15 protein-coding genes are annotated in these 15,861 nt (G+C 47.1%); 13 read left to right on the top strand and 2 right to left on the bottom strand.

Annotated features, from left to right (window positions below; genetic code table 11):
* Positions 1 to 168: 168 nt before the first annotated feature.
* On the bottom strand, positions 169 to 684 hold the full coding sequence (locus AB4875_RS14895; RefSeq protein ID WP_368376851.1) for a winged helix DNA-binding protein: 516 nt from the start codon (positions 682 to 684) through the stop codon (positions 169 to 171).
* 168 nt (positions 685 to 852) lie between these two features.
* Between AB4875_RS14895 and AB4875_RS14890 the strand changes: the two genes are divergently transcribed.
* The 7 genes from AB4875_RS14890 to AB4875_RS14860 all read left to right on the top strand — a co-directional run bounded on the left by AB4875_RS14890 (position 853) and on the right by AB4875_RS14860 (position 7,612).
* Positions 853 to 2,244 (top strand): aldehyde dehydrogenase family protein, encoded by a 1,392-nt coding sequence (locus AB4875_RS14890; RefSeq protein WP_368376850.1) that lies wholly within the window; start codon positions 853 to 855, stop codon positions 2,242 to 2,244.
* Positions 2,241 to 3,503, top strand: coding sequence for a cytochrome P450 (locus AB4875_RS14885; RefSeq protein WP_368376849.1), 1,263 nt, complete (start codon positions 2,241 to 2,243; stop codon positions 3,501 to 3,503). Before AB4875_RS14890 ends, AB4875_RS14885 begins: the two co-directional genes overlap by 4 nt.
* Positions 3,504 to 3,540: 37 nt before the next feature.
* On the top strand, positions 3,541 to 3,849 hold the full coding sequence (locus tag AB4875_RS14880; RefSeq protein WP_368376848.1) for a 2Fe-2S iron-sulfur cluster-binding family protein: 309 nt from the start codon (positions 3,541 to 3,543) through the stop codon (positions 3,847 to 3,849).
* A 10-nt stretch (positions 3,850 to 3,859) separates the two neighbouring features.
* On the top strand, positions 3,860 to 4,291 hold the full coding sequence (locus AB4875_RS14875; RefSeq protein WP_368376847.1) for a nuclear transport factor 2 family protein: 432 nt from the start codon (positions 3,860 to 3,862) through the stop codon (positions 4,289 to 4,291).
* Positions 4,281 to 4,658: a hypothetical protein gene (locus AB4875_RS14870; RefSeq protein ID WP_368376846.1), complete on the top strand. Its 378-nt coding sequence runs from the start codon at positions 4,281 to 4,283 to the stop codon at positions 4,656 to 4,658. The genes AB4875_RS14875 and AB4875_RS14870 overlap by 11 nt, the downstream gene beginning before the upstream one ends.
* A 92-nt stretch (positions 4,659 to 4,750) precedes the next feature.
* Positions 4,751 to 7,102 (top strand): TonB-dependent receptor, encoded by a 2,352-nt coding sequence (locus AB4875_RS14865; protein WP_368376845.1) that lies wholly within the window; start codon positions 4,751 to 4,753, stop codon positions 7,100 to 7,102.
* An 81-nt stretch (positions 7,103 to 7,183) separates the two neighbouring features.
* Positions 7,184 to 7,612 carry a hypothetical protein gene (locus tag AB4875_RS14860; protein ID WP_368376844.1) on the top strand — a complete coding sequence of 143 codons (429 nt, stop codon included), beginning with the start codon at positions 7,184 to 7,186 and terminating at the stop codon, positions 7,610 to 7,612.
* A 408-nt stretch (positions 7,613 to 8,020) separates the two neighbouring features.
* On the opposite strand, the gene AB4875_RS14855 is transcribed toward AB4875_RS14860, so the two are convergent.
* Complete coding sequence (locus tag AB4875_RS14855; protein ID WP_368376843.1) at positions 8,021 to 8,263, bottom strand: hypothetical protein; 243 nt, start codon at positions 8,261 to 8,263, stop codon at positions 8,021 to 8,023.
* Between the two features lie 734 nt (positions 8,264 to 8,997).
* Between AB4875_RS14855 and AB4875_RS14850 the strand changes: the two genes are divergently transcribed.
* From AB4875_RS14850 to AB4875_RS14825, 6 genes are all read left to right on the top strand, one after another.
* Positions 8,998 to 9,801, top strand: coding sequence for an enoyl-CoA hydratase/isomerase family protein (locus tag AB4875_RS14850; RefSeq protein ID WP_368376842.1), 804 nt, complete (start codon positions 8,998 to 9,000; stop codon positions 9,799 to 9,801).
* Between the two features lie 26 nt (positions 9,802 to 9,827).
* Positions 9,828 to 10,700, top strand: a complete 873-nt coding sequence (locus AB4875_RS14845) for a crotonase/enoyl-CoA hydratase family protein (protein WP_368376841.1) — start codon at positions 9,828 to 9,830, stop codon at positions 10,698 to 10,700.
* A 100-nt stretch (positions 10,701 to 10,800) separates the two neighbouring features.
* Positions 10,801 to 12,537: an acyl-CoA carboxylase subunit beta gene (locus AB4875_RS14840; RefSeq protein WP_368376840.1), complete on the top strand. Its 1,737-nt coding sequence runs from the start codon at positions 10,801 to 10,803 to the stop codon at positions 12,535 to 12,537.
* A 35-nt stretch (positions 12,538 to 12,572) separates the two neighbouring features.
* Positions 12,573 to 13,724 carry an acyl-CoA dehydrogenase family protein gene (locus AB4875_RS14835; protein WP_368376839.1) on the top strand — a complete coding sequence of 384 codons (1,152 nt, stop codon included), beginning with the start codon at positions 12,573 to 12,575 and terminating at the stop codon, positions 13,722 to 13,724.
* 263 nt (positions 13,725 to 13,987) lie between these two features.
* Positions 13,988 to 15,004, top strand: coding sequence for a nucleoid-associated protein (locus tag AB4875_RS14830; RefSeq protein WP_368376838.1), 1,017 nt, complete (start codon positions 13,988 to 13,990; stop codon positions 15,002 to 15,004).
* Between the two features lie 129 nt (positions 15,005 to 15,133).
* Entirely contained in the window at positions 15,134 to 15,793 is a 660-nt protein-coding gene (locus tag AB4875_RS14825; protein WP_368376837.1) for an alpha/beta hydrolase, read from the top strand.
* Positions 15,794 to 15,861 lie beyond the last annotated feature (68 nt).

Raw genomic sequence — 15,861 nt, 5'->3', positions numbered from 1 at the left:
TCATGCTAAGGCGCGGTATGCCACATATCGAGGGTAATATGACAAGTTGCGAAGACAACTTCTTTTGAGCTTATGCATGCTCTACTGTGTATGTGAAGCTTTTAACGGAGCCATCAGCCTACAAATAGTCCACTAGCCTAATCGATGATAGCTACAAGGGAGCTAGTATCAGCTCCTGATTTTCGAAAATTCGTCATCCATACGCATAAACATATAGACGCCCATTTTATTTTCGTCGTCAGAAAAATTCTCAGTAATACGTTTAATCACATTGCAGGCACTCGCGATCATTTCATTGCAGTGTTGCTGCCCTGCTGGGGTGAGTGTGATGAGTTTTTCACGTCCTGAATTTGGGTCTTCTTCCAGCTCTATATAGTTCAGTGGGGCTTTGGAAAGTGCGCGTAAGGCTTTGGAAACACTGCTGCTAGTGATGTCATACCAGTTTGTCATTAATCTCACAATGTCTTTGCGGCTGATAGCCTTCTCACCGCTGCGAGCTGTTTCTGAGCGAAGTATCCACATGATCACAGTTTGGTGGCGATCTAAACGGCCGCACTCCATCAATCCGGCTTCAATCTTCATCCCAATAGAAAAATGAATGGGATAAAAATAGTCCAAAAACATATTTGGTGCGGTTTCTTGATTGACGGGCACGTCGTCGTGTTTTTTCCAGCGGTTATTCAATTTGCTTCCCAATATATTGATTTGTATGTGAATTTAGGGTCGATTGGACACAGTGTCAAGATCTTTGGTCTGTGACATTATAATGAAAAGAAATAGTGTCGAGTTGACACTATTTCTTTTGGCGTATATTCTTGCTCGAAATGATAATGATTAGAGCAGGTTGTGGATGTGAGTATTCATCTTGAGCGCCAATTAGATACTTTGCGCAGTGCCTACCAGCTGGAGCGTTTTCCTTCGCTTGCCATAAGGTTGGATCGCCTAGGTCGTGTTAAAGCTATGCTGTCTGAGAATGAAACTGCATGGTGCGAGGCTTTATCACATGATTTTGGCTATCGCTCAGTAGATCAGAGCTCCTTTGCCGACATCACTACGACTATTAAGTCAGTAAATCATGCCTTAAAGAATTTAAAGTTCTGGATGAAAGCGGAGCGTCGCACACCCGATTTAAGTTTGAGAATGAGTGGTGCCAAGACCTATGTTGAGGCCTTTCCAAAAGGTGTTGTGGGTATTGTAAGTCCATGGAACTTCCCTATAAATTTGGCGCTTTCGCCCTTGGTTTCGGTACTTGCGGCAGGTAACCGCGCGTTTATAAAGCCTTCAGAGGCAACACCAGCAACATCGGCGTTACTGGAAAGCTTAATCGCCAAATATTTTTCCGAGGGTGAAGTGTCGGTAGCCTGTGGTGACGTCGACGTTGCTCAGGCCTTCGTTAAACTCCCGTTTGATCATATTATTTACACCGGCGGCGAAACGGTCGCCCGCCATATTATGCGTGATGCGGCTGACCACCTTGTTCCACTTACCCTTGAGTTAGGTGGCAAATCGCCGGTTATTGTTAGTAATTCGGCGGATCTAACATTGACCGCGAAGCGTGTTGCCTTTGGTAAGTACTTTAATGCCGGACAAATCTGTATTGCCCCTGATTATCTTTTAATCGCGCCGGACAGATTAGAGTCATTTCTAGCGGAATTAAAAACTGCCGTTGAAATTATCGATTCTTCACAAGGCTCTGCTGATTCAGTCGCCGTTGTTAACGACCGGCACAGACAGCGTTTAGATAATTTGGTGTCTGAGGCCGAGAGTCAGGGCGGACGTATTATTAGATTTTCAGGGACCAATAAATCGGCTTACCAATTATCCGTTTTAATTGACCCCTCCGACGATGCCGGGATTAATTGCGCCGAGATATTCGGGCCAGTATTACTTATTAAAACGATTGGCGATCTTAGCGAACAAATCACCTATATCAACAAATCCTCCCATCCCTTAGTTATTTATTACTTTGGTCGCAGCGAAGCTGAATTTAGACGCGTTGCGTGTGAAACCAGTTCGGGCGGCCTCGTTAAGAACGACGTGATTTTTCAGTATGCCAACGATGATCTGCCATTTGGCGGCGTTGGCGGCAGCGGTATGGGTAAGTATCGCGGTGAGTACGGTTTCAAAGAGTTTTCAAATAATAGGGCGGTGTATAAATCTGGATTTATCGATGTATCCGGATTTGTCACACCGCCATATTCAGGCATGTTCAGAATGGTTAATAAATTGATGAGGAAGATATGAGTAATAACGCTATGAGTAGTACAGAGACGGATATCGAACTCCTTGTTAGAAATATGTTATCGCCGGAATGTATCAGTAATCCCTACCCGGTTTATAAGCAGTTACGTGCTCACCCGCCTGTAAATGGCTTGCTAGATTATCCGCCCGGCACAGTGCCTGGTGTTGATACGCCTTATCCAGCATGGGTCGTAACACGCTATGAAGATGTTGACTACGTACTGCGTAATCCCGAAATATTTTCATCGGAAGATCCGATGCAAGCCAATTCAAGTGCGCCTAGCTTGATGTTGGTAAACCATGATCGTCCGCGTCATACCGCGCTTAGAAATTTAGCAAAAATGGCTTTTACGCCTAAGCGAATTCACGATGACATTGTTGATCGCCTGCGTGCAGACATTATCAAAATTGTCGATGCGTCCTTGAATACCAAGATGGACTTTATGGTGGAAGTGGCTGGGGTTATTCCCGCCATGGTAATGACTTACCTGATGGGCTTGCCCCGCGAAGACTATAAGCTTCTTGTGCGCTGGGCGAATGCTTTCATGGTGTCATCGGACTTCACGCCAGCAGAGCGTCAGGCCTGCAATGAAGAACTATTTCACTACTTTGTCGATAAAGTTGAAAAGCGCTACGCAGACATTGCGGCAGGTCTAGAGGTCTCTGATGATCTTATGACGGCATTCATTAACGCTGAATACCAAGGCGATATTCTTTCTAAAGAAGAGGTGACTTTATTCTGTATCACCTTGGTAGTTGCCGGTGCCGAGACCACTACCTATTTCATTGGTAACTTGATGGGTGTGATGCTGGAAGATCCATCATGGTTTTCAAAGCTAAATGAAGATCGCGGTTTGATACGACCATTCATGGAGGAGTGTCTTCGTAGAGATGGGCCTCCACAGCGTCTTTTTCGTCTGGTTCTAAAGGATTGTGAAATTTCAGGTCAAGAAATAAAAGCTGGAGATTGGGTTGCGTTTTTCATGGCCTCAGCCAATCACGATGAAAGCATCTTTCCGGAACCGGAAAATTTCATTATTGGCCGGAAAAATATTACCAAGCACATCACCTTTGGTCGCGGTATTCACCATTGTCTAGGCGCTCCTCTGGCCCGTGTGGAAGCTGAAATAATGTTGAATGTCATTCTTGATAAATGTGCTGGCGTCGATGGCAGTCTGGCCGACTCTCGTCGCCAGTCAGGTGGATTACTTGCCTATGGGTTTAGCACATTGCCACTAGAGCTTATTGCCAAGCAGGCATAGAAAACGATTGTGACGTTTTTTAATTAAGGATTTTGCGATGCAAGTAATAGTAAGGGATAGAGCTGGCGAGGTCGCCGAGTACTGTGTGGAAGATCTTGGCGAACTTTTCACAGTCCTAAGCGATGAAATGAAGATAGACGCCTTATGTGGCGGGTGCTGCTCTTGTGCAACCTGTCATGTTTACACCGACGCAACTGACACAGCTAGATTATCTGACTGCGATGAAGATGAGAAAAGTGTGTTAGATGGATTACTGCATGTGAAAGCCGGTAGTCGCTTGCTATGCCAGTTAGCATCAAAGGTCGAAATTGGTAAGTTGAACATCACAATAGCTCAAGCTGAATAGAGGAATAATAATGAGTGATATTGAAGCCAAAAAGTTAGAAGAATCGAACTTGGCACTAACTAAAGAGGTGTTTTTTCGATTTGGTAGTCACGATGTAGACGGCATAGTAGAGCTACTCCATGAAGACGCTCATATCGAGTTTTATGGTCCCAGCGAAATTCCATATGCAGGTGATTATAGGGGCGTGGCCGAATGCCGGAAATTTTTTAGCACGGTTCTTTCATCGGTAGATATCCATGTTTTTGAGCCGGAAGAGTTTATCTGTGAAAACGATAGGGTGATCGTTGTTGGTAGTTTGAGGCTTACTACGAAAAAAAATGGCAATGAAATTAAGTCGCCGTTTGTACATGTCATCACGTGCAAAGATGGCAAGTGGCTATGGTTTCGCGACTTTATGAATACCACCGTGGCGTACAAGGCGTTTACTGACAATGCTGCCTAGTCATCGTAGTTTTTACGTCTCGGATGTCGGACTATTTTTACTTTTGGCAGTCCCTTGCCTGAATGAGTACGTGATTGGACTGGTACTGTCTTTTGGTGATACCGAGTTCTATGTCGGCTCGGCAAAGACTGCCCTAAATACGTTTGTCGGCATCGCTGGTGTGCTAGGACTTGGTTTTTCCATGCTTAGGCTGCGAATTCAAGATAGCAGAGATCTTGTCTTTATTAGTTTGCTGGTGAAGTTGTTTGCTGCCAGCTGGTTGTCGTATGGATTTTTACAGGGAGTATCCCCGGCACTATTAATACTGGCTATCGCAGATCTGGTGGCGGCAGTAGTTTTGAGTGCGGCACTGATAAAACAGACTTGAAAGCGTTACATCTGAAAGTGGTAGTTGCCAGCAGACACCTTGTAGATCTGCGGTACTGTTAATAAAAATTAGATAAAAATGGTGTGTAAATAATGAATTACCTATATCGAATGATGGCTTTAGCTGTCGGTGGTAGTGCAGCGATTTCGATCCCAATGATGGCAAATGCCGCTGGTCAGGGGAGTCGACTGATTGAAGAAGTGATGGTTACGGCGCAAAAGCGCGAAGAGGATTCACAAGATATCCCCATAATGATTAGCGCATTTAGTGGCGAGAAACTAGATGCAATGGGTGTTGATTCGACAGCTGATCTTCAAAAAATTACTCCGGGCCTTACATTCACTTATGCCTATGGATATACGGTTATTTATTTGCGCGGCATTGGTACAGATGCATTTTTGCCGAACGCCGACCCCAGTATCGCCACTTATATAGACGGCATAAATATTGGCCCCAGCCAGGGTAAGCAAGATACTTTGGGTGCTGTAAAGCGCGTTGAGGTATTAAAAGGTCCCCAGGGCACCTTGTTTGGCCGCAATGCAACCGGGGGCGCCATCAGTATTATCACTGAAGATCCGCCGGAAGAATTTACCGGCTACCTAAAAACGGAAATGGGTAACTACAACGCAAAAGCAAGCCAGTTGTACTTAGGTTTACCCCTTACCGACAGCCTAGGTCTTACTGTCTCCCTATTTAATAGCTCGCAAGACCTATATGGTCGAAATGAAGTGTTCGGCGAGCCAGGCCCCATGAAAGACGAGTTTGCTGAAGGCGCTCGTGTAAAAATGCGCTGGGATCCGCTAGATAGCTTTTCTATGACCTTAATCGCTGCGTACGGAAATCAATTCACCAGTAATTCATTGTCGCAAGAGAACACAAGGCCCTCCCCGGTGTTGCTTGCAGGTGTTGAGGCCGACGAACCCGATCGGGTTTGGCGTAATAACGATCTCGGTGGCAACTCCACCATGAACGAATTATACGGTGGTATTTTTGAGTGGCATCCCGGTCCGGTAGATGTGAAGTTTATATATTCTGAGAACTATGCGATTGTTGATGAGGCGCATTACGACCTTGATTCAACCGAGCAAGCCGAAGCCTATTTTTATAGCGCGGATCAGTTTAATGATCAAAAAACCTATGAATTACAGGTTTTGTCCAACGAAGATACCTGGTTGTCAGAAGACCTGCAGTGGGTTGCGGGCTTGTATCGCCTTGAAGGCGAGGGCGGCTTTGGTAGTTTATATTTAACGCTTAATCCTGTCGGCTTGGCGGCAAACCTTGCTGGGTTGCCTAAGCTCTTGACGCCTATTTTGGGACCAATCCTAAATTCTACCCCCGATATCGTTCTAGGTAATGGCGGTATTCTCACCACTGAATCAAACTCTGCTTATGCACAGGCGACATGGTTTACCACTGATTGGTTTAATGTAACTGCAGGGGTTCGATACCAAGAAGAGGTGCGTGGTATTACCAATAGCTATTTGGACGTGGTGCTGCCGACAGCGGGCGATCCACCAAATGAGTATTATCGTTCCGGTGATCGATCGCAGAATATTCGTATCTCTGATTTTGAGGCTCCCGATCTAGAGGAAAAAACCGTTTCGCCGCGCTTAGCGATACAGTTCTTTCCTAGCGATAATCTGCAAATATTCGCTTCTGCACAGCGTGGTTATAAAAGCCCTACCTACAATATTGTGAACTTCTTCACTAACCCAGATCCAGTTGATAAAGAAGAAGCAACCGCGGTTGAAATCGGGTTTAAGTCGGACTTGTTTGACGGTACCTTGCGCTTAAATGGCGCTATTTTTAAGACTAAAATCGACGGTTTGTTAACGGCCTTGGTTGCGATTCCATCTGGTGGCATTGTAAGTTTTAAAAATGCCGGTACGGCTGAAATTGAGGGCGCGGAAATTGATTTCCAATGGCAGCCCATGGCTGATTTAAACCCCGGTTTGGTGTTTAGTGGTGGTGCAACGTACCTAGATGCTTTTTATACTGACTATAAGAACGGCGCCGGTTTTGATGATGAGACTGGTCTGTACTTTGGTGAAGATAGCCTAACCGGTGATCCTGCCCGTGACTTTAGCGGCAACCGCATTGTTAGAACGCCACGTTTTAGTTCAAGTGTGTCTGCCAACCAATTTTTAAGTATGGGTGATTTCGGTAATCTGGAGTTCGGTGTGGATTACTATTACAACGGCGGATACAACACAACTCCGCAAGCCTCACCGCACTATATTCAAGATCAGTATGAGACGTGGGCAGCTCGTATGTCTTATTTTTACGATCCTTTAGGCTTGCAGTTGACAGCGTTTGTTAATAACGCCAAAGACAAAGATTATACCCAGGCGATGGTGCAGCAAGACTTTGGACGTACCGTGACTCTAGCGCCACCGCGCACCTACGGTCTACGTTTAAAGTGGGATTTCGATACCCTGTTTTGAGTGAGTTAACTACCCTTGCGGAGGATGCGTTACGGCGCGTCATCCGCCTTTTTAGATATTCAGAATAAAAAGGAAAAAAATATGAAATTTATAAATAATTTATCTAAGTCTGTTGTTAGGGTATGCCTGCTTGCAGTGTCGCTATCGACAATGAGTAATACTGCTTCTGCGCAGGCAGAAATATTTAGTCTTTTCTCGCTCAACGATGGCCCTTTGGCGACGCTTTATACACCTGCCGATCAATTGGGTCTATTTCCACGGTCGCTTGAAAATGGCGGTGTTTTTTTGATCGCTGGATCTGACATATTGCTTTCTGGAGAAAATCCGATTGATACATTACTTAGTTTGGGTGGCCCTTTGAAAGGCCAGTTAATCCCGATATTTGATGTCTTGGTAGATAACCCCTTGACTACGGTAGACTATGTTTTAGGTGGCGGAACCATTATTTCACCGGGCTTAACGATAGTTCCTCAGCTACCTTTGTTGAATTCGCCGTTAGTTGGTTTGTAAGGTTTAACACGATAATGGTCTCAAGGTATTTTTGAGGCCATTTAGTGTGATTGAACTCATTAGGGCTAATTGGTGATCTAGCTTCCTGCCGGAAAACTTTGTTTGTGAAGTCCCACTAAATACGGATCTTTTAGTTCTAGTATTTTGTAGCTTGGTATTTTTCAAATCGTAGTATTGTGTGGGCGATGCGCCAATACGGTGAGTGGCGATGTAAAACCCAAAAAAACATAAATGTCTGCCGACCAAATCCTAAGTACATTGTCTCCGAGGTAATATAGGAGATATTCGCTAAGGCTTTAGATTGTTTATACCGTCAGTATGATAAGCCCGCTGCATAAGTATTGTTGCGTGGGTAAATGAACTTGAATATCGCGGCTGGGTACTCAGTGCAATTGAGTGTGTCGAGATCTATGCCCTGTGGCTATGGCGAACGACCTTAAGAAAAGGGCCGAGCATATCGCGTAGGCAGTACTGGCAAAGATCGCAATGAACCGCCGCACCATCGCCAAAGATTGAGCCATAACCGGCGGTTTTTAAAATGCACTGGAACTCTTGAATTTCAATAGGGTTCTCGAAAATCTTCTTACAACTGTCGCAGGTCATTGACGTTACTTCCTCAATGTCTATCGCGATTTTATTGGTGGTTGCCATGCCTGATTCCCTTCTAATTTAATGCCTGTTCGCCTGTTCGCCTGTTCGCCGGTTCTCAACGGTAATGCTAAGTCATTGAAAACCTTATAACAGCAAGCAGGATGTGCGATTTATAATCTCTGAATCGGAGGGTCGCCTTCGATCAAAGCGAAAGCTGCCATCGGTATATACTTCGAGATAACCCCACTCAAGGGTCATTTCATCTTGCCCTCTCTTTGGCGCCGTTGCCCACCAAGGCTCTCGGCTAACTAGTGCTGGGACCATCGTCGATGGCGTTGTCTCTGTCGTTTCTTTTGGGACAAGCTGTTCGGCTAACATGGCTGTGTCTCCTTATTTATAAGTTGCTGCGAGCTTATGTAAATTTTGCCATCACGCCTTCGTGTCACCGGCTGATCTACAAATGTAGCCTCTTAAATTCATAATACTGTATATTCATACAGCTGTTAAGCTTTTATGTCGAGTGCAACAAAACATTGCATTGACATGGATTTGCTTCTAAGTAGCGAAAAAGTGAATATGTAGCGCCTTAGTGTTGCCTCAGTTGCGGGTATGGGTGGTTTAGATCGCGCTGCGGCTGAATGGGGTGTAGACCTAAGATTTATAGATAAATGTATAACAAGGTAAAGTGGCGCATGGGCTGCTGTTTGCTAGGTGATTGCGGGTGCTGGCCCGATGCGGCAAGTGCCTGCAGGGATTGCTTGAAAAGGTTGGCAGAACGCCAGGAGGAGGGAGTGATGAGTGACACGCAGTGGCAATACCTAAGTTTGCACCGGCAAGGCCGGGTGCTGGAAGTCACATTCCGTTCCGCCGACAAGGTTAACAGCCTGAATAATGCGCTGATGCGGGAGCTGACAGGTCTCGCCCAGGAATTACAATTTGACAGCGAGTTGAGCGCGATCATTCTGACCGGTGCCCCAGCTATTTTTAGTGCCGGTATGGATCTTAAAGATCCCGAAGCCGCTAAGGCCCCTAGTATGACCGTGGCGGAACGTCGCCAACTTGTGAAGGTGGGGCCTGCCATGTGTGCGGCGTGGGAAGCGCTGGAGCCGGTCACTATTGTTGCAATTGAAGGTTGGTGTATCGGCGGCGGTACTGCCTTGGCGGTGGCTTGCGACTGGCGCGTTGCGGCGGACAATGCCTGCTTCTATGTGCCAGAGCTTAAGCTGGGTATGAATATGAGTTGGCAAAGTGTGCCGCGCTTCACCCACCTTATCGGCCCAGCCAAAACTAAGCAGTTACTCATTTTAGCTGAGCCATTGGATGCCACCACGGCTGAGCGTTGGGGTTTATTCGACTACCTTTGCGCGCCTGGCGAGGCATTGAACCGAGCTCGTGAGTTGGCCGCTCAGGTTGCTGCCATGCCACCGATACCGGTGCGGATGGTAAAGCGCGCGATCAATGTGAGCGCCACGGCTTTAGATAACGCAGTTAGCTATATGGATGCCGATCAGTTTTTACTTGCCCAGGGCACCGACGATGCACTGGAAGGCGCCTCGGCCTTCTTCGAAAAGCGTCCACCACAATTCAGCGGTAATTAATTTTCTTTCAAAATCTGGAGATGACTATGTCTTACAACACCCTGCGCTACGACGTCGCCGATAACATTTTAACCCTCACCCTGAGTCGTCCCGATCATCTGAATGCCTTCACGGTAGAGATGGCCGGTGAATTGATTGACGCCTTTAACCGTGCCAGCGATGACGATGAAGTGCGCGCGGTGGTGGTAACCGGCGAAGGTCGAGCATTCTGTGCGGGCATGGATCTGTCTGCGAGCGGCAATGTTTTCGGTCTGAATGAAAGCTTGAAGCCGACCATGGATGATATGGAGAACCGCCTCGAGGATCCTGAGATTATCGCGGGCGTACGCGACACCGGCGGCCGGGTGACGCTGGCTATCTACGACTGTAATAAACCCGTGATCGCCGCTATCAATGGCGCGGCTGTGGGGATTGGCGCTACCATGACCTGTGCCATGGATATTCGCCTAGCCTCCGAGCACGCGCGTATCGGCTTTGTATTCAATAAAATTGGTATCACCCCGGAAGCCTGTTCCAGTTGGTTTCTGCCTCGTATCGTGGGTATTTCGCAAGCGCTGGAATGGGTCTATAGCGGCGAGATATTGAAACCTGAGCAAGCGCTGGCTGGGCGATTTGTCACCGCAGTGGTCCCCGCCGATCAACTGCTGGAAGAAGCCTACAAAATTGCGCGACGTATAGCCCAACACAGTCCGGTAGCCATCGCGATGACCCGACAGATGATGTATCGGTGTTCTGCGCAGGCGCATCCAATTGAAGCGCATAAAGTGGACTCATTGGCGATCTACTATGCCAGCCAGACGAGTGGCAAAGAGGGGGTTCAATCGTTCCTCGAGAAGCGGGCGCCGGTGTTTAAGGATCGAACGTCTACAGATATGCCGGAGTTTTATCCTTGGTGGTAACAGGCCTCATTACCTAATTTAGCTGCCTAGAATGTTGGAGAGCATATCACCTAGCCTGCTCTCTCCAGGCCTTGCTAACAAGCTTTGGTGGCTCTTTTGGATGAAAGACGAGGTAGATAAAATACCGTTTGCCGAGTCTTACTCTAAGACCCACAATAGCGTCAAATCTAATAAAGACGACTTAACGAGATTCGCTTCGCCGACTCGAAATCATGAAGCGGCTTGTTCCGGCAACTGTATCTCTAAGGATTCAATCGTAGTGACCTCTAAAGATAGTAAACACGATCGCGCTGAGTTACAGCAATTACATAAGCGTCATCGAAACACCCTAGATGAAGGTCGTTCCGAGGCAGCAGCTAAGCGGCATAACAAAGGCTACCGCACTGCCCGCGAGAACTTGAGTGATTTGTGCGACGAGGGATCATTTATAGAATATGGTCAGCTTGCCGTCGCCGCGCAGCGTGGTCGCATTGAAGAGCAAGAGCTAAGAACGAGTACGGCAGCAGACGGTGTTATTACCGGCACTGCCACAATCAATAGTGAGTTATACCCCGAAAACTGTGACGTCGCCGTTATTATCAATGACTACTCGGTGCTCGCCGGTAGCCAAGGCTTTTTTCATCACCACAAGCTCGATCGGATTTTAACCGTCGCCAAAGAACAGCAATTGCCGGTGCTTATGTTTACAGAAGGCGGTGGCGGACGTCCCGGTGATACCGATGTCACCACCCAAATCGCAGGATTAAATATACTTTCCTTTGCCTTGTGGGCTGGTCTTAGTGGTGTGGTGCCGCGCATAGCGGTAGCCAATGGCTATTGTTTTGCTGGCAATGCCGCCCTGTTTGGCTGCGCTGACATTACTATTGCCACCCAAACCAGTTGGATCGGTATGGCCGGTCCCGCCATGATCGAAGGCGGCGGCCTTGGTATCTTTAAACCCACAGAAATTGGTCCTATTGAAGTGCAGAGTAAAAACGGCGTAGTCGATATTGTGGTTAAAGACGAAGCCGAAGCCACGGCAATGGCAAAAAAAGTATTGGGTGTTTTTCAGGGCAGCATCGCTGAATGGGGCTGCGCGGATCAGAGTACGCTGCAGCATTTACTGCCCGAAGATCGTCGCTACGCCTATCCGGTGCGCAATATTATTAATGCCATCGCAGATACGGGCTCCTTTATTGAGCTGCGAGAAAAGGATGGTCGCGGTATTGTTACCGGCTTTATTCGCATTGAAGGCAAACCTCTCGGCTTAATAGCTAACGACTGCAAAGTACTGGGAGGTGCTATTGATTCAGATGCCTCAGAAAAAGCCGCTCGTTTTATGCAGCTATGTAATGCGTATTCCATCCCCTTAGTCTCGCTGTGTGACACTCCCGGCTTTATGGTGGGTCCCCGCAATGAAGAGGCCGCCGCGGTCAGAAGAATGTCGCGTCTTTTTGTTGCTGGCGCCGCTATTACTGTACCTCTAGTTACCATTTTTCTACGTAAAGGATACGGCCTTGGCGCGATGGCCATGGCTGGCGGGAGTTTCGCCAAACCTAGTTACAGTGCGGCATGGCCCACTGGGGAATTTGGTGGTATGGGTTTAGAGGGTGCGGTTACCTTAGGCTTTAAAAAAGAACTCGACGCGGAACAAGATCCGGTGGCGAAGAAAGAGCTATTCAATAAACTTGTTGAAGAAATGTATGATTTGGGCAAAGCCACTGAAGCGGCCTCGTTCTTAGAAATCGATGCCGTTATTGACCCATCTCATACCCGAAAAGTCATTGCCAAGGCTATTAAGGCCGCTAGTAAGAAAATGCAGCCTCGTCCAGAGCGACGCTTTGTCGATACCTGGTAAACCGATTTTAATCACATCTATCAAAAGGAATAACTATGAACGCGTCTCATGTAAATGATGAAGAACTTAGTCTATATCGCGATATGGTGCAGCGCTTCTTAAATCAAGAAGTTCTCCCACACTATGAGCAGTGGGAGAAAGATCACATCATGCCCCGGGAATTTTGGCGCACCATGGGCCAAGCGGGTATGTTGTTAGTAGACATGCCGCCAGAGTATGGGGCAGCTGGTGCCAGCTTTGCTGTCAGCCAGATGATTCAAGATGAAATGGGTTTATTGGGGCTGGCGGGCTTAGCCACGGGCTACAATATCCATGCAAACATTGTCGGACCTTATATCTATAATTTGGGTACCACCGAGCAGCAAGAGCAATGGCTGCCTCGTATGATTAGCGGTGATGTTGTTGGCGCACTGGCGATGACAGAGCCGGGAGCTGGCAGCGATTTGGCCGCACTGCGCACTAGCGCTATTCGCGACGGTGATGAATATATTATTAATGGGTCAAAGATATTCATCAGCAACGGCATCCATGCTGATCTTGTTGTAGTGGCCGCCAAAACCGATCCCAAGGCTGGCGCTAAGGGTGTGTCTTTATTCCTTGTTGACGCAAGTCTGCCCGGCTTTTCTCGGGGTAGTAAAATCGAGAAAATTGGCCAGCACAGCAGCGACACTGCCGAGTTATTCTTTAGTGACTTGCGTGTTCCCGCCTCAGCGCTGCTAGGCCAAGAGGGCAAGGGTTTTGCTCACATGATGCAAGAGCTGCCCAGAGAGCGTTTAGGTTGCGCCGTACTCGCCATAGGTAGCGCGCAAGGCGCACTTAACCTTACCTGTGACTATGTGAAAGAGCGCAAAGCCTTTGGTCAGACTGTTAGCCAGTTTCAAAATACGCGGTTTAAATTAGCTGAATTAAAAACCGAGTTAGAGTTGTGTAAAGCGATGTTTGACCAGCATATGGCGAAGTTTGCTGCCGGTACTATGACCGTCGAAGATGCCGCTATGATCAAGTATGCAACTACTGAAATGCAGGTAAAAATGGTGAACGAGTGCCTGCAGTTATTTGGTGGCTATGGTTATACCGACGAATATCCTATCTCGCGTTTCTATCGCGATGCCCGTATTCAAACCATCTACGCCGGTACCTCAGAAATCATGAAGGAAGTCATAGCCCGTGGTATTTTGGGTCGTTAAAATTTCTCGGTGAAATCTGAAGAGCGATGGGTACTGAACTCGGGTCTTTAGCAAGCGCAATGCAACAGCGATTTGTCGCTGTTGCATTGCGCGGCATGTCGCTGCCGTTTGCGTGTTGAAGCACAGTAAGCGTCCCGACTTTGACGTTCCGTCGACATGTGTAATTGGCAAAGGCGTATTGTCACAATACTAATAATGTAGACTTTTTTGTGTTGATTCAGCAAGTAATCGACATCAATAATAAATGATCAGTGGAGTAATCAATGTTGGATGTAAGTTCTGCGCGACTAACAAATGTTGCAGTGCATCGAGTCGGCAGCAAAATACGCGAAGAAGGCATTAGTCTTGCAAATGAAGAATCGAATGTCAGTGACTCATTAGTTGAACTACTATTTCAGAACTACCTTATCCCACTTTCAAAGCAGCAAGAAGTATATGACTTCTTTCACGAGTCCGACTTATCACTGAATGCGATGGCAACTATCTCTGCAAAAATATTTGACCAGCCAAGTGCTTTTATAGAGCAGACTCAGGCTGTAGCAAAACATCTATATGCAAACTCAATGCATCAAAATATATCAGCTGGCGATGTCGTCTTCTTGCTTTTTTCGGATGTTGAGATAGACGGAGTGGCGTCTAGTGCGCTTGCGATTCTCAAAATCGAAAGCAAGGATGATTTTATTGAAATAACAGAATCTTCGAACTCTTTTGACATAATCGAGCGAAGTGGTATTTCCCTCAATAAGATACAAAAGGGAGTGTTGATTCTGCCTAACTCTCAAGGAGTCTTTGTCGTTGATAATCTTGGTAAGAAAACTAAGTACTGGATAGACTCTTTTCTTAAAGTCTCACCAAGAGCAACATCAAAATCTTATGCCAAAATATGCGGTTCAATTTTAAAGGGCGTTAGCTCGAAACTTGAGGATGCGCAAGATATTGCCGGATTGAATGAAAAAATCACTGAAAAGATCAACTCCTCAGAGCTCACCTCAATCGCTGAGATAAAAGAGATATCTTCTCAATATATTGACGATGAATCGCTGGCAGAAGTGATGTCTGGCGTAGTGAGTGGCACCGGTATTGATATTTCAGATGACTATGAAATAAAGTCAAAGGATTTTGCTCGGCAAGCGAAGCCAATCACCCGCCGAGTGCGAGTCAGGGATGGCGTGGGAATGGTGATTAGTGATGCCAAGTATTCGGTGTCCGGGGTAACTATTCAAGATAACGATGATGGATTTCAGGCCATAGTCGACATAAAGTCGCGCAAAGAAAAATGAGGGCAGGCCTGCTCTAGTCGATTGGCCGATAAGGGTGGTCTATAGCATTGTTGACTATTCGAGCGCAGGCTTGAATAGTCTGACCGTGATATTCTAACCGCAAATTAATTAACGCTCAGGAGCTAGACCTTGCTCAAATGTGAAGTAATAGAACCGAAAGGTACGGCAGATGCGGCTGTGATTTGGCTGCACGGATTGGGTGCCAGCGGCCATGATTTTGTTCCAGTGGTGCCTCACCTCGGTTTGCCAGATAACCACGGTGTTCGTTTCGTCTTTCCCCATGCACCCGAGATACCTGTCACCATAAACGGCGGCATGGTGATGCCCGCATGGTACGACATACTGGCTATGTCGATAGAGCGCGAGATTGACATAGTGCAGATAGAGTCGTCTTCTGCGGCGGTGGGAGAATTAATTCAGCGCGAATTGGATGCAGGTATAGCAAGTGAGCGCATTGTGTTAGCGGGTTTCAGTCAGGGCGGTGCAGTGGTGTATCACGCCGCGCTTTCTTACCCCAAGACCTTGGCGGGTTTGTTGACGATGTCCACGTATTTCGCAACAGCTAAGGAAGTAAAACTGGCGGAAGCGAACAAGGCCCTGCCTATTCATATCTTTCATGGCAGCCAGGACCCCATGGTGCCAGAAACGATGGGTCATACCGCCAATCAAATACTGCAAAGCATGGGCTTTAAACCCAACTACCGCAGTTATCCCATGCAGCACGAAGTCTGTGGTGAGGAAATTGCCGATATTGGAAACAGTCTTAAAGAGTGGTTGCAGCTGGCTTGAGCGAATGGCTAGCATGCAGTGGCAGAGAGCGCGTTTGCGGTTAAATGTAATGCGCTCTCTGCCAAATC

The sequence above is a fragment of the Zhongshania sp. R06B22 genome (assembly GCF_040892595.1).
In the GTDB taxonomy this organism is placed as follows: domain Bacteria; phylum Pseudomonadota; class Gammaproteobacteria; order Pseudomonadales; family Spongiibacteraceae; genus Spongiibacter; species Spongiibacter arctica.
Note: the sequence above shows the minus strand (reverse complement) of the source record. Positions and strands in the feature narration are given on the sequence as shown.

What these genes read in the sequence shown, in the direction of transcription:
- AB4875_RS14850 (WP_368376842.1), top strand. Translation starts at nt 8,998, where the DNA reads ATGAGTGACACGCAGTGGCAATACCTAAGTTTGCACCGGCAAGGCCGG.
- AB4875_RS14845 (WP_368376841.1), top strand. Translation starts at nt 9,828, where the DNA reads ATGTCTTACAACACCCTGCGCTACGACGTCGCCGATAACATTTTAACC.
- AB4875_RS14835 (WP_368376839.1), top strand. Translation starts at nt 12,573, where the DNA reads ATGAACGCGTCTCATGTAAATGATGAAGAACTTAGTCTATATCGCGAT.
- AB4875_RS14880 (WP_368376848.1), top strand. Translation starts at nt 3,541, where the DNA reads ATGCAAGTAATAGTAAGGGATAGAGCTGGCGAGGTCGCCGAGTACTGT.
- AB4875_RS14860 (WP_368376844.1), top strand. Translation starts at nt 7,184, where the DNA reads ATGAAATTTATAAATAATTTATCTAAGTCTGTTGTTAGGGTATGCCTG.
- AB4875_RS14875 (WP_368376847.1), top strand. Translation starts at nt 3,860, where the DNA reads ATGAGTGATATTGAAGCCAAAAAGTTAGAAGAATCGAACTTGGCACTA.
- AB4875_RS14865 (WP_368376845.1), top strand. Translation starts at nt 4,751, where the DNA reads ATGAATTACCTATATCGAATGATGGCTTTAGCTGTCGGTGGTAGTGCA.
- AB4875_RS14870 (WP_368376846.1), top strand. Translation starts at nt 4,281, where the DNA reads ATGCTGCCTAGTCATCGTAGTTTTTACGTCTCGGATGTCGGACTATTT.
- AB4875_RS14855 (WP_368376843.1), bottom strand. Translation starts at nt 8,263, where the DNA reads ATGGCAACCACCAATAAAATCGCGATAGACATTGAGGAAGTAACGTCA.
- AB4875_RS14840 (WP_368376840.1), top strand. Translation starts at nt 10,801, where the DNA reads ATGAAAGACGAGGTAGATAAAATACCGTTTGCCGAGTCTTACTCTAAG.
- AB4875_RS14885 (WP_368376849.1), top strand. Translation starts at nt 2,241, where the DNA reads ATGAGTAATAACGCTATGAGTAGTACAGAGACGGATATCGAACTCCTT.
- AB4875_RS14830 (WP_368376838.1), top strand. Translation starts at nt 13,988, where the DNA reads ATGTTGGATGTAAGTTCTGCGCGACTAACAAATGTTGCAGTGCATCGA.